At 75.5% G+C, this 11,968-nt stretch carries 13 protein-coding genes; 6 read left to right on the forward strand and 7 right to left on the reverse strand.

Annotated features, from left to right (window positions below; all coding sequences use genetic code 11):
- Positions 1 to 163 precede the first annotated feature (163 nt).
- Positions 164 to 598, forward strand: a complete 435-nt coding sequence (locus tag ACI769_RS11660; RefSeq protein ID WP_051876692.1) for a DUF4307 domain-containing protein — start codon at positions 164 to 166, stop codon at positions 596 to 598.
- 328 nt (positions 599 to 926) lie between these two features.
- The gene (greA, locus tag ACI769_RS11665; protein WP_021483866.1) at positions 927 to 1,409 is read left to right on the forward strand and encodes a transcription elongation factor GreA; all 483 of its coding nucleotides are present in this window, start codon (positions 927 to 929) and stop codon (positions 1,407 to 1,409) included.
- Between the two features lie 94 nt (positions 1,410 to 1,503).
- On the opposite strand, the gene ilvA is transcribed toward greA, so the two are convergent.
- The 3 genes from ilvA to ACI769_RS11680 form a co-directional block, all read right to left on the reverse strand.
- On the reverse strand, positions 1,504 to 2,769 hold the full coding sequence (gene ilvA, locus ACI769_RS11670; protein ID WP_085387484.1) for a threonine ammonia-lyase: 1,266 nt from the start codon (positions 2,767 to 2,769) through the stop codon (positions 1,504 to 1,506).
- The gene (locus tag ACI769_RS11675) at positions 2,766 to 4,076 is read right to left on the reverse strand and encodes an AI-2E family transporter (RefSeq protein ID WP_081600043.1); all 1,311 of its coding nucleotides are present in this window, start codon (positions 4,074 to 4,076) and stop codon (positions 2,766 to 2,768) included. Before ACI769_RS11675 ends, ilvA begins: the two co-directional genes overlap by 4 nt.
- Before the next feature lie 79 nt (positions 4,077 to 4,155).
- Positions 4,156 to 5,397 carry a cystathionine gamma-synthase gene (locus ACI769_RS11680; RefSeq protein WP_086150864.1) on the reverse strand — a complete coding sequence of 414 codons (1,242 nt, stop codon included), beginning with the start codon at positions 5,395 to 5,397 and terminating at the stop codon, positions 4,156 to 4,158.
- A gap of 221 nt (positions 5,398 to 5,618) precedes the next feature.
- Between ACI769_RS11680 and ACI769_RS11685 the strand changes: the two genes are divergently transcribed.
- The 4 genes from ACI769_RS11685 (at position 5,619) to ACI769_RS11700 (ending at position 9,176) form a co-directional block, all read left to right on the forward strand.
- Positions 5,619 to 6,413 (forward strand): SDR family NAD(P)-dependent oxidoreductase, encoded by a 795-nt coding sequence (locus ACI769_RS11685; protein WP_034653373.1) that lies wholly within the window; start codon positions 5,619 to 5,621, stop codon positions 6,411 to 6,413.
- Between the two features lie 146 nt (positions 6,414 to 6,559).
- Entirely contained in the window at positions 6,560 to 7,234 is a 675-nt protein-coding gene (gene msrA, locus ACI769_RS11690; RefSeq protein ID WP_043655228.1) for a peptide-methionine (S)-S-oxide reductase MsrA, read from the forward strand.
- 134 nt (positions 7,235 to 7,368) lie between these two features.
- A complete protein-coding gene (locus tag ACI769_RS11695) occupies positions 7,369 to 8,205 on the forward strand; it encodes an aldo/keto reductase (RefSeq protein ID WP_409141615.1) in 837 nt (278 codons plus the stop codon).
- Positions 8,206 to 8,348: 143 nt separating this feature from the next.
- The gene (locus ACI769_RS11700; protein ID WP_409141620.1) at positions 8,349 to 9,176 is read left to right on the forward strand and encodes a type II CAAX prenyl endopeptidase Rce1 family protein; all 828 of its coding nucleotides are present in this window, start codon (positions 8,349 to 8,351) and stop codon (positions 9,174 to 9,176) included.
- Between the two features lie 21 nt (positions 9,177 to 9,197).
- Here ACI769_RS11700 and ACI769_RS11705 read toward each other — a convergent pair whose 3' ends face one another.
- The 4 genes from ACI769_RS11705 to ACI769_RS11720 all read right to left on the reverse strand — a co-directional run bounded on the left by ACI769_RS11705 (position 9,198) and on the right by ACI769_RS11720 (position 11,823).
- Positions 9,198 to 10,025, reverse strand: a complete 828-nt coding sequence (locus ACI769_RS11705; RefSeq protein WP_409141616.1) for a phosphatase PAP2 family protein — start codon at positions 10,023 to 10,025, stop codon at positions 9,198 to 9,200.
- 134 nt (positions 10,026 to 10,159) lie between these two features.
- On the reverse strand, positions 10,160 to 10,819 hold the full coding sequence (locus tag ACI769_RS11710; RefSeq protein ID WP_409141617.1) for an SRPBCC family protein: 660 nt from the start codon (positions 10,817 to 10,819) through the stop codon (positions 10,160 to 10,162).
- Complete coding sequence (locus ACI769_RS11715) at positions 10,816 to 11,208, reverse strand: helix-turn-helix transcriptional regulator (protein ID WP_186381269.1); 393 nt, start codon at positions 11,206 to 11,208, stop codon at positions 10,816 to 10,818. The genes ACI769_RS11710 and ACI769_RS11715 overlap by 4 nt, the downstream gene beginning before the upstream one ends.
- A gap of 39 nt (positions 11,209 to 11,247) precedes the next feature.
- The gene (locus tag ACI769_RS11720) at positions 11,248 to 11,823 is read right to left on the reverse strand and encodes a GNAT family N-acetyltransferase (protein ID WP_409141618.1); all 576 of its coding nucleotides are present in this window, start codon (positions 11,821 to 11,823) and stop codon (positions 11,248 to 11,250) included.
- Positions 11,824 to 11,968: the final 145 nt, after the last annotated feature.

The following is an 11,968-nucleotide window of genomic DNA, read 5'->3' on the forward strand; positions in this document are numbered from 1 at the left end:
GCGGCACAGGACGCCGTGGGTGCACGACGAGGGCCGGGGCTCTGCGAAGATGGGTCGAGGACATGATCCACCACCGCGCCCACACCTGACGAACCGCCGGCCACCGCCGGCACCCGCCGGGCCAGCGACCGGGGCGCGGCGGCACCGACCACGGGACCGCACCATGACGAACGAGACCACCGCCCCGCAGCCGAGCCCGAGCACGCCCCTGCGCCCTCCGGCGGGCCGGTACGGGCCCGAGCCCACCGAGCGGCGTCGGCGCCTGGCGGTCGTCGGGATCGTGCTCGTCGCGGTCGTCGGGCTCGCCGTCACGTTCGTCATCGGGCTGCGCTACGCGAACGAGCCGGTGCGCTACAAGGACTTCGGGTACACCGTCGTCAGCCCGGAGCGCGTGGACGTCACGTTCGAGGTGTACATGGACCCGGGCACGACGGCGACGTGCACCCTCGACGCGCTCGCCGAGAGCTACGCGCAGGTCGGCACGGTCGACGTCACGGTCGGTCCCGTCGAGGTCACGGAGTCGCGCTACACCGTGAGCGTCGCGACGTCGGAGCTCGCCACGACGGGGATCGTCCAGTCCTGCCGCCCGGCCCCCTGAGCCGCCCGGCCGTCGTGCGGCCCGGCCGCCGCACTCCCGTCCGTCGTGCCGCCGGACCGGCCCGCCCCGCGCCGTCGGCACCTCGTGCTTTGCTATCCTGAGGGATTCCCGCACCCGACCGCGTGCGGCCCGCGGCCGGTGCTCGTGACAGGCGACCGACCACCGGGCGACCCGGCGGTCCGGCGGGAACCAGTCCTCCGCGCTGCCACCCGGGCAGCGTCACCGACCCGGGCAGGCAGGCGCTCGCGTGAGCACGCGCCCCGGCTGCCCGTCTCTGCACGGCCGTGCCCGGCGCGACCGTCGAACCATGGAAAGGAAGGAGCGAACCGTGACCGACACCACCGTCACCTGGCTGACCCAGGAGGCGCACGACAGGCTGCAGGCCGAGCTCGCCCACCTGTCCGGCGAGGGCCGCACCGAGATCGCGGAGCGCATCGCCGCCGCCCGTGACGAGGGCGACCTCAAGGAGAACGGCGGTTACCACGCCGCCCGCGAGGAGCAGGCCAAGAACGAGGCCCGCATCCGCGAGCTCACCGAGAAGCTGCGCAACGTGCGCATCGGCACGCCGCCGGACGACGGCAAGGTCGAGGCCGGCATGGTCGTCACGGCCGTCGTCGCGGGCGACGAGATGACGTTCCTCCTCGGCTCGCGCGAGATCGCCGGCACGACGGACCTCGACGTGTACTCGCCGACGTCCCCGCTCGGTGCCGCGATCGACGGCAAGACCGTCGGCGACGAGACCAGCTACACCGCTCCGAACGGCAACGAGATCGCCGTGAAGATCACCGCCGCGAAGCCCTTCGAGGGCTGACGCGCCCCCGGCGGCCGCACGCCGCCGGGCGAGACGTGAGAAGTGGCCCCTCCGACACGTGTCGGAGGGGCCACTTCTCGCTTCTCGGGTCTCGTCAGACCCGCGGCGACCCGCCGTCGCTGCGCTCGACGCGGTAGCCCGCGGAGCGCAGGTGGGCGACGAGCTCGTCACAGTGCTCGGGGCCCTTGGTCTCGACCTGCATGCGCACCCACGCCTCGCCGATCGCGAGGCCCACGTCGGTGCGGTCGTGGTCGATGTGCATGATGTTTCCCCGCCTCGCCGCGATCGCCTCGAGCATGCGCGCGAGGGCGCCGGGGCGGTCGTCGAGCAGCACCTGGAGCTGGATGTACCGGCCTGCGGCGGCGAGGCCGTGCCGCACGACCCGCAGCAGCACGAGCGGGTCGACGTTCCCCCCGGACAGCACGACGACGACCGGTCCCTCGACCGGGTCCGCCGCGCCGGCGTCGACCGCGGCCGTCCCGGACAGGAGCGCCGCGACGCCGGTCGCGGCGGCGGGCTCCACGAGCAGCTTTGCGCGCTCGGCGACCATGAGCAGGGACCGGGAGATCTCCTCCTCGGTCACGGTGCGCACCTCGACGCCGTGGTGCGCGACGATCCCGAACGGCACCGCTCCCGGGGTCCCGACCGCGATGCCGTCGGCCATCGTCCCGGCGAGCCGGGCCGTCGTCGGCTCTCCTGCGGCGAGCGAGCCCGGGTAGGCGGCGGCGCGCTCCGCCTGCACGCCGATGACGCGCACGTGCGGCGCGGCCTGGGCGAACGCCGCGGCGAGCCCGGCGACGAGCCCGCCGCCGCCGAGCGGGGCGACGACGGTCCGGACGTCGGGCACCTGTTCGAGGATCTCGAGCGCGATGGTCGCCTGGCCCGCGACGACGTCGGGGTGGTCGAACGGGTGGATGAACACGGCGCCGGTGCGGTCGGCCTCGGCGCGCGCGGCGGCGAGCGTCTCGTCCACGTCGGCGCCGACGAGCCGGACCTCGGCGCCGTACTGGCGCGTCGCCGCGACCTTGGGGAGCGCGGCGTCGACCGGCATGTACACGACGGCCCGGATGCCGAGCAGTCCCGCGGCGAACGCGACGCCCTGCGCGTGGTTGCCCGCGCTCGCCGCGACGACGCCGCGCGCCTTCTCGTCGGCGCTCAGGCGCGCCATGCGCACGTAGGCGCCGCGGACCTTGAACGACCCCGCGCGCTGGAGGTTCTCGCACTTGAGCAGGACCCGGACGCCCGCCGCCTCGCTGATCGCCCGGGTGGTGTGGACCGGTGTGCGGTACGCGACGCCGTCGAGCAGGCGGGCGGCGTCGCGGACGTCGTCGAGCGGGACGGGCACGGGACCCGAGGTCACCGCGCCTCTCCCGGCGTGCCCTCGCCCGGTGCGTCGGCGACGCCGGCGTCCTGCGTCTCGACGACCGCCGAGCCGCCGGCGTCGTGCGCCCGGCGACCGGGGCGGCGGGCGCCCGTGTCGTCGAGGTCGGACTCGGCGCGCGCGATGACGGGCGGCTGCGGGCTGCCGCGCACGACGACGCGGTCGTCGGTGCCGAGCTCGGGGAACTTGTCGTGGCCGTGCAGGTAGAGCACCACCGTGTTGAGCACCGCGGCGATCGGGACAGCGAACAGCGCGCCGACGATGCCCGCGGCGAAGCTGCCCGCCGCGACGACGAGCAGGACGGCGACGGGGTGCAGCGAGACGGCGTGCCCCATGAGGAAGGGCTGGAGGATGTGGCCCTCGATCTGCTGCACGAGCAGCACGATGCCGAGCATGACGAGCGCCTGCACCCAGCCCTGCGCGACGAGCACGACGAGCACCGCGATGGACCCGGTGACGATGGCACCGACGATCGGGATGAACGACCCGACGAAGACGAGGATGCCGAGCGGCAGCGCGAGCGACGGCACGAAGAACGCGGCGCCGACGCCGATGCCGACCGCGTCGACCGCGGCAACGAGGATCTGGGTGCGCGTGTACGCGGCGAGCGTCACGATGCCGCGGCGGCCGGCCTGGTGCACGCGGTCGCGGGCGCGCAGCGGGAGCAGCCCCACGACCCACGACCAGATCGAGCGGCCGTCGAGCAGGAAGAAGAACGTGCAGAACAGGGCGATGAGGGCCCCGGCGAGCACATGGCCGATGGTCGTCGCCGCGCCCAGCGCGCCCGAGACGATCGAGTCCTGGTTCTCGGAGACCGCGGTCCCCGCCTGGTCGAGCCAGTGCGAGAGCGTGGTGGAGTCGAGGCCGAGGGGGCCGTCGGCGAGCCAGTTCGTGAACTGCTCGAAGCCCTCGACGGCCTGGTCGCGCAGGTCCTGGAAGCCGCTGACGATCTGCTGCCCCGCGATGGCGATGAGCCCCGCGACCACGACGATGAGCGCGATGAGCGCGGCGCCCGACGCGAGGCCGCGCGACATGCGCAGGTGCCGCCGGAAGAACCGCTGGACCGGCGTGAGGAGCACGGTGAGCAGCAGCGCCACCGCGATCGGCACGACGATCACCTTGAGCTGCGTCACGACCCACAGCCCGGCCGCGATCGCCGCGCCGATGAGCAGCAGGCGCCACGACCACGCGGCGGCCGAGCGCACGGCGTCGGGCACGGCCGCTGCGCCGGGACGCGCGGGAGGAAGCGGGTCGGGGGTGCGGTGCTGGTCCGTCTGCGCGCTCACAGCGCAACCCTAGGGGAGCGGCCCCCGCCGCGCGCCCCTGCGCACGGCGAGCCCGCGCGGTGTGCGCAGGATCTCCCCGTCAGGCGAGCGCCTGCCCGAGGTCGGCGAGGAGGTCCTCGACGTCCTCGATGCCGACGGAGAGCCGGACGAGGTCGTCGGGGACCTCGAGCGCCGTGCCCGCGACGGAACCGTGCGTCATGCGTCCGGGGTGCTCGACGAGCGACTCGACCCCGCCGAGCGACTCCGCGAGCGTGAACACCCGCGTGCGCGCGCACACGTCGAGCGCCTTCGCCTCGCTGCCCACGCGGAACGAGACCATGCCGCCGAAACCGGACATCTGACGCGCGGCGAGCTCGTGGCCCGGGTGCGACGCGAGGCCCGGGTAGATCACCTCGGTCACGGCCGGGTGCGCGTCGAGGAACTCCGCGACCGCGGCCGCGTTCGCCTGGTGGCGGTCCATGCGCACCGCGAGCGTCTTGAGCCCGCGCAGCGTGAGCCACGCGTCGAACGGCCCGGCGACGGCGCCCGACGCGTTCTGGTGGAAGCCCACCGCCCCCGCGACGTCCGTGCCGCCCGCGGGCGACGCGAGCCCGCCGGGGAGCTGCGCGCCCGTCGCCACGACGAGCGCTCCCCCGACGACGTCGCTGTGGCCCCCGACGTACTTCGTGGTCGAGTGCACGACGACGTCCGCCCCCAGCGCGAGCGGCTGCTGGAGGTAGGGCGTCGCGAACGTGTTGTCGACGACGAGCAGCGCCCCGGCGTCGTGCGCGACGCCCGCGAGCGCCGCGACGTCGCTCACGCCGAGCAGCGGGTTCGTGGGGGTCTCGACCCAGACGACGCGCGTCTCGGGGCGCACGGCCGCGCGCACGGCCTCGACGTCCGTGAGGTCGACGGGCGTGTGCTCGACGCCCCACGGCCCGAACACGCGGGCGATGAGGCGGTAGGTGCCGCCGTACGCGTCGTCGGGCACGATCACGTGGTCCCCGGGGCGCACGACGGCCCGCAGCAGCGTGTCCTCGGCGGCGAGGCCGGACGCGAAGGCGAACCCGCGCGCGGCGGGCGACCCGTCCGCCGTCGGGCGCAGGCCGCCGGACTCCGCGGCCGCGAGCGCCTCCTCCAGGGCGGTGCGCGTCGGGTTCGCGGAGCGCGAGTACTCGTAGCCGCCGCGCAGCCCGCCGACGCCGTCCTGCTTGTACGTCGAGACCTGGTGGATCGGCGGCACGACGGCGCCGGTCGTCGCGTCCGGGTCCTGGCCCGCGTGGATCGCACGCGTGGAGAAGCCGGTGGTGGTCCAGTCGGGGTGCTCGCTCGAGGTGGTCACCCGACCAGCCTAGGCGCACCCCCTGCGCCGAGCAGGCGGTCCTGGTCCGTCCCGCTACCCGGACGAGCCAGGACCACCTGCTCGACGGCGGCCATGGCGGGGGCGGCCATGGCGACGGCGGCGGGGCGGTGGCGGCGGGGCGGTGGCGGCCGCGACCGCCGCGGGGCACGGTAGGGAGGCGGGCGGCGGCCGTCGTCCGACGACCCGGAAGGAGCCCGTGCATGAGGATCGACCTGGACGGCAGGAGGGCGCTCGTCACCGGCTCGGCGCAGGGCATCGGGCTCGCGATCGCGCGCACGCTCGCGGCGTGCGGCGCGGCGGTCGTCGTCAACGGGCGCTCCGAGGAGACGGCGCAGCGGGCCGCCGCCGACGTGCGCGAGCACGTGCCCGGGGCGGACGTGCTGGGCGTGGCCGCGGACCTCGCGACCGACGAGGGGACGGCGGCCGTGCTCGACGCCGTGCCGCACGTCGACGTGCTGGTGAACAACCTCGGCATCTTCTCGAGCGCGGACCCGCTCGCGATCGACGACGCCACGTGGCGCCGCTACTTCGAGGTGAACGTCCTCGCGGGCGTGCGGCTCACGCGCGCGTACCTGCCGGGGATGACGGAGCGCGGCTGGGGCCGGGTGCAGTTCGTCGGGAGCGACTCGGCGGTCGCGATCCCGGCCGAGATGATCCACTACGGCGTGACGAAGACGGCGCTGCTCGGCGTCTCGCGCGGGTTCGCCAAGGCGGCGGCGGGCACGGGCGTCACGGTGAACAGCGTGCTCGCCGGGCCCACGCACACGGGCGGGGTGGAGGCGTTCGCGCGCGAGCTCGTCGGCGACGACCTGCCGTGGGACGAGGCGCAGCGCGTGTTCATGCGCGAGCACCGCCCGCAGTCGCTGCTCCAGCGCCTCATCGAGCCGGAGGAGATCGCGCACATGGTCGCCTACCTCGCGTCACCGCTCGCGTCGGCGACGACCGGCGCCGCGGTGCGCGTCGACGGCGGGTACATCGACTCGATCGTCCCGTGAGAGGCTCGGGCCGGACGCCTCCCTCGACCCCCTTGGTCGCGGCACGTCCGCGGAACACCGACCGCCCCCGCCGCGTTCTACCCCGTGCCAGGACGATGCGTCGTGGGCCAGCGCCCCGGTCGTCCGGGCACCTCAGGAGGTAAGCGATGAACTCGATCTTCGACGCGATCTTCGGCTCGTCCGGCAAGACGACGATGATCGCCCCGGAGGACGCGCTGCCCGGGCGCCAGTCGCCCGTGCTGCAGACGCCGCGTCCCCACACCGTGCTCGGCACCTCGATCACCGGCCCGTGGCCTGAGGGCACGCGCGTGCTCTACCTGGCGATGGGCTGCTTCTGGGGCGCCGAGGAGATCTTCTGGCAGGTCCCCGGAGTGGTGAGCACCGCCGTCGGCTACATGGGCGGCACGACGCCGAACCCCACCTACGAGGAGGCGTGCACCGCGCGCACCGGCCACACCGAGACGGCGCTCGTCGCGTACGACCCGACGAAGGTCTCCGAGGAGGAGCTGCTCAAGATCTTCTGGGAGCGCCACGACCCGACGCAGGGCTACCGCCAGGGCAACGACGTCGGCACCCAGTACCGGTCCGCCGTGTACTGGACGACGCCCGAGCAGGAGCGGGCCGTCCGTGAGACGGCGGCGCGCTACTCCGCGGTGCTCGAGGCCAAGGGGTACGACCCGGTGACGACGGAGATGCGCCCCGCGGCCGAGGCCGGGCCGTTCTACTACGCCGAGGACTACCACCAGCAGTACCTCGACAAGAACCCGAACGGCTACCGCTGCCACGCGACCACGGGGGTCCCGTTCCCGAGCGCCGCGTAGCACCCGCCGACAGGTGAGAAGTGGCCCCTGGTCCCGCCGACCAGGGGCCATTTCTCGCGTCTCGCCCGCGCGAGGTCCCGCTGCCGCGTCCCGCCGACGTGCGGGGCCGCCGGGGTCGCCCGCACGATGGGCCCATGACGATCCCCACCCTCGCGGCGCAGGACGGCACGACGATCCCCGCGATCGGCCTCGGCACCTACCGGCTCCAGGGCGAGGAGGGTGCGGACGCCGTCGCGCGCGCGATCGACGCGGGGTACCGGTTGATCGATTCCGCGTTCAGCTACGAGAACGAGGGCGCCGTGGGTGCGGCGGTGCGCCGCTCGGACGTCGCGCGCGAGGACGTGCTCGTGACGTCGAAGCTCCCCGGGCGCCACCACGCGCACGACGACGCCGTCCGGACGGTCGAGGAGTCGGTGCTGCGCACGGGCCTGGACCAGATCGACCTGTACCTCGTGCACTGGCCCAACCCGCGCGTGGGCCGGTACGTCGAGGCGTACGAGGCGCTCGTGGAGTGCCGCGACCGGGGCCTGGTCCGGCACGTCGGCGTCTCGAACTTCTTGCCCGAGCACCTGGACGCGGTGATCGCGGCGACGGGCGTGACGCCCGTCGTGAACCAGGTCGAGCTGCACCCGTACTTCCCGCAGCCGCTCCAGCGCGCGGCCGACGCGGAGCGCGGCGTCGTCACGGAGGCGTGGAGCCCGATCGGACGCGCGAACGACCTGCTCCGGGACCCGGTCGTCACGCAGGTCGCGGCCGCGCACGGCGTCTCCCCGGTGCAGGCGATCCTGCGCTGGCACGTGCAGCTCGGCGTCGTGCCGCTGCCGAAGGCGTCGTCGCCGGAGCGTCAGCGCGAGAACCTCGACGTGTTCTCGTTCGAGCTGACCACGCACGAGATGAACGCCCTGACGGGGCTCGCCCGGCCGGACGGGCGCACGAACGGCCAGGACCCGGCGGTGTACGAGGAGCTGTAGCGCCGGGGACCCGCGCGGCCCGGCAGCGGCCCGGTCTCGGCCCGGTCTCGGCATGGTCGGGGCCCGGTCCCGGCGCGGCGGCGCGCGCCCGGGCGCCCGGGTCGTGGCACCGTGTGCGCGTGACCTCCCCCGCGCTCAGCCCGCTGCCCGACGCCGCCCGCCCGCCCTGGGCGGTCGGGTCGCCCCTGCGTCTGCTCGCCGCGGTCCTCGTGTCCGGCTCCGCGGTGCTGCTCTTCGCGGTCCACGTGCGCCCGCTCGGGTACGTCCCGCTCGTCCTCGGGGTCGCCCTCGGGCTGCTCGTGGACCGTCGACTCGGCCGCGACCTCGCGCTGGTCGGCGTCGGGATGGGGATCATCTCGACGATCTCGCTGAAGGCCGACCTGTCCGACGCCGGCATGGCGCGCTTCGCCGTCGTGCTCTCCCTCGCGGTGCTCGTCCCGTGGGCGCTCTCCCGCTTCGTCTTCCGCGAGGACGCCGTCACGTTCCCCGTCGCGACGGGGCGCCGCTGGACGCGGGGGCAGGTCGTGTACCTGGTCGTGGTCGTCGTGGCGGGCTACCTGATCCTGCCGTTCTACTTCATCGGGTCGGGCGCGTACCTCAACTGGCCGCCGATCACGGGCGGCGCGGAGATCGCGCGCCTGTTCGTCGGCGTCAACGCGGTGGGCATCTGGGACGAGCTGTTCTTCGTGTGCGTGGTCTTCGCGCTGTACCGCGAGCACTTCGGGGTGTGGACGGCGAACCTGCTGCAGGCGACGGTCTTCGTGTCGTTCCTCTGGGAGCTCGGCTACCGCGAGTGGGGCCCGCTGCTCACCGTGCCGTTCGCGCTCGTCCAGGGCTGGATCTTCTCCTGGAGCAAGTCGCTCACGTACGTCGTGGCCGTCCACCTGCTGTTCGACGTCGTGGTGTTCGCCGTGCTCGTGCACGCCCACCACCCGGAGCTGTTCGACGTCTTCGTCACCGCGCCGCGCTGACGGCGCCGCCCGCGGGCGGGCTCAGGACGGTCGGGCGAGCAGCACGCGGCGCACCCCGTCGACGCGGCACGCCGCCGCGACGGCCGTCGTGGCGGGACCGGCGAGCACCGTCACCGCCGCCACGACCACGGCGACGCCCACGGCCGCGCCGGCCACGACGTCGTGCGGGAAGTGCACGCCCTGGGCGACGCGGGCCGCCGCGACCGCCACGGCCAGCAGGGCCGGCACGACGACCCACACCGCGAGGTCGCGCGTGCGGGAGCGGGTCGCGTGCCGCGCCGGCACGGCGCCGGGGACCCGCACGGCCGGCGCGCCGGCGAGGACGACGGCGGTCGCGAGGGCGAACGCGATCGCGGTGTGGTTGCTCGGGAACGACCAGTCGCCCGCCGCGGGGCAGTGCGCGACCTCGACCAGCTCCCAGCAGCCGCGCGGCTGCCGCACGAGGGACTTCACGGCCTCGCTCGCGGCGTAGGCGGCGACGGCGCCCACGCCGGCGACGAGCGTCGTCGCGACCGCGGGCGGGCCGCCCCGGCGCGAGCGCCAGGCCACGAGCGCGCACCAGGCCACGAGCACGAGCACGCCGCCCTCGGCGACGAGCTCCGTCCCGGGGAGGTCGGCCGTGCGCGCCGTGACGGCGAGGTAGAGGGACTCGCTCGGCCCGCGCAGCATCCGGGCGACGAGGACGACGAGCGCCGCCCCGACGAGCCACGACACCGCCACGAGCGCCTGCCCCGCGAGCCCGGACGACGGCTCGGACGCCGGGGGTCGGACGAGCGTGCCCTCGCCCTCGTCACGTGTCGGGCCGGGGCCGGGCAGGGTCGTGGTGCGGGACGAATCGGGCGAAGTCATCGGACGAGGGTATGCCGGGTGAACCACGGGTGAACATCCGCCCCGCGGCGGACGTCCGCCGCGGGGCGTCCACCCAGGGCGGTACCTCGCGGGACCGGCGGCGCGACCCGCGACCGGCGACCGCGGGGGCGGCCCTACCGGGTGCCGGAGGAGTCCTCGTCCGCAGGGACGTAGAACGCCGTCGTGGCGGCGACGCGGGCGGCGACGTCGTCCGCGTCGAGCCCGTCGGCCGCGGCGAGCGCCGCTCCCCACGCCTCGCTGCTCGCGACGTTGAACGCGCGCAGCTCGGGGCTCGCGAGGACGGCCTCGGGGTCGAGCGTCGCCCCGCCGTCGAGGTGCAGCCCGAGGCCCAGCAGCGCGCCGTCCCACCCGACGCCGACCGCCCCCGGGCCGAACTGGTCCCACATCTCCGGCGGCACGACGGCGGTGTGCTCGAGCGTGAGGGTCGTGCCGCCGTCCGGCGCGGGCGCGAGCCGGACCTCGACGACGGACGAGTCCTCCGGCGTCGGCGGACCCATGACCCACGTGAGCCGCAGGAGCCGCGGGGCCTCGCACGCGCGGATCTCGCCGCCGGCGTTGCCCTCGACCTGGTAGGTGCCGCCGACCCGGAGGTCGCCCGTCACGGGCAGGAACCAGCGCGGGATGCGCTCGGGGTCGGTGACGGCGTCCCACACGTCCTCGACGTCGGCCGGGTAGGTGCGCTCGATGGTGACGACCCGTGCCGCACCGGCGGGCAGGTCTCCCGTCCCGACGGTGCGCCGCGCGGCCTCGAGCTCGGCGATGAAGTCCTTCATGCTGTCCTCCTCGTGGTGTCGGTGGGGCGCTCGTCGTCCTCGTCGGCGCCAGGTGCCGTCGCCCGACGGCGCTCGCGGGCACCCCGGGCGAGCTCGGTCCCGAGCGCGTCCAGCCGCTGCTCCCAGAACCGGCGCAGGCCCGCGGCCCAGTCCTCGACCTCGTCGAGGGCCGCCGGGTCGAGCGCGTAGAGGCGCCGGGTCCCGTCCGGGCGGACCGACGCGAACCCGCTGGTCCGCAGCACGCGCAGGTGCTGCGACACCGCGGGCTGGCTGATGCCGAACTCCTCCCCCACGCGCGCCGCGATCTCGCCGGCGGGCTGCTCGCCGTGCGCGAGGTGCTCGAGGATCCGACGACGCACCGGGTCGCCGAGGACGTCGAACGCTTCCATGACCCCCATCTTTCATACTGCGCTTATATAAGTCAATGCCTATGTTGCGAGCGCGCGCGCCATGACCCGCTGCGGCCCGGCGCTCCCTCCGAGGTACGCGCCGCGGTCGCGCAGCCCCGCGCGCGCGTACGCGCGCCGCCCCGCGGCGTTGCGGTCGTTGACCGTGAGGACGAGCGCCTCGTACGGCGTCGTCCGCCCGCGCAGCGCCGCGAGCGCCGCGACCGCGCCGGGAAGGTCCCGCACGACGCGCGACCCGACGCCGCCGCCCTGCGCCGCGACGTCGACGAGGAAGCCGCGGAACAGCACGACGCCGTCCGGGGCGACGCCGTCGAGCAGCGCCGCGACCTCGGCCGGGGCACCGCCGGGGTGCAGCACGCCGAGCGCGACGGGGTCGCCGCCCGGCGGGCGGGCGACCAGCAGGTGCCGACCCGGGTCGGCGTGGGCCGCGGCGACGACGTCGGCCGCGGGCGGCACGAACTCCTCCTGCCCGGGTCCCAGCCGGAGCCGGAGCGCGGCGGCGAGCAGCCGGCCCCGCTCGTCCGGGGGCACCGCGTCGAGCAGCACGAGCTCGACCGGGCCACCCGGAGCCTGCGGCGCGGGCGGCGGAGCCGTCACCGCCGCTTCCCGCCCCGACCGCGGGCGCCCCGGCCCTTCGGCGTGCCGCGGCCCTGCGCGCCGCCCCCGCCGCGCCCGCCGCCCGCTCCCGCACGACCGGCGCCCGCTCCCCCACGGCCCGCGCCACCGCGCGCGTCGCGGTCGC

Origin of the sequence: Cellulosimicrobium sp. RS (genome assembly GCF_046159675.1) — a bacterium.
GTDB classification, from domain to species: Bacteria; Actinomycetota; Actinomycetes; order Actinomycetales; family Cellulomonadaceae; genus Cellulosimicrobium; species Cellulosimicrobium funkei.

What these genes read in the sequence shown, in the direction of transcription:
- ACI769_RS11660 (WP_051876692.1), top strand. Translation starts at nt 164, where the DNA reads ATGACGAACGAGACCACCGCCCCGCAGCCGAGCCCGAGCACGCCCCTG.
- ACI769_RS11685 (WP_034653373.1), top strand. Translation starts at nt 5,619, where the DNA reads ATGAGGATCGACCTGGACGGCAGGAGGGCGCTCGTCACCGGCTCGGCG.
- msrA (WP_043655228.1), top strand. Translation starts at nt 6,560, where the DNA reads ATGAACTCGATCTTCGACGCGATCTTCGGCTCGTCCGGCAAGACGACG.
- ACI769_RS11695 (WP_409141615.1), top strand. Translation starts at nt 7,369, where the DNA reads ATGACGATCCCCACCCTCGCGGCGCAGGACGGCACGACGATCCCCGCG.
- ACI769_RS11705 (WP_409141616.1), bottom strand. Translation starts at nt 10,025, where the DNA reads ATGACTTCGCCCGATTCGTCCCGCACCACGACCCTGCCCGGCCCCGGC.
- ACI769_RS11710 (WP_409141617.1), bottom strand. Translation starts at nt 10,819, where the DNA reads ATGAAGGACTTCATCGCCGAGCTCGAGGCCGCGCGGCGCACCGTCGGG.
- ACI769_RS11715 (WP_186381269.1), bottom strand. Translation starts at nt 11,208, where the DNA reads ATGGAAGCGTTCGACGTCCTCGGCGACCCGGTGCGTCGTCGGATCCTC.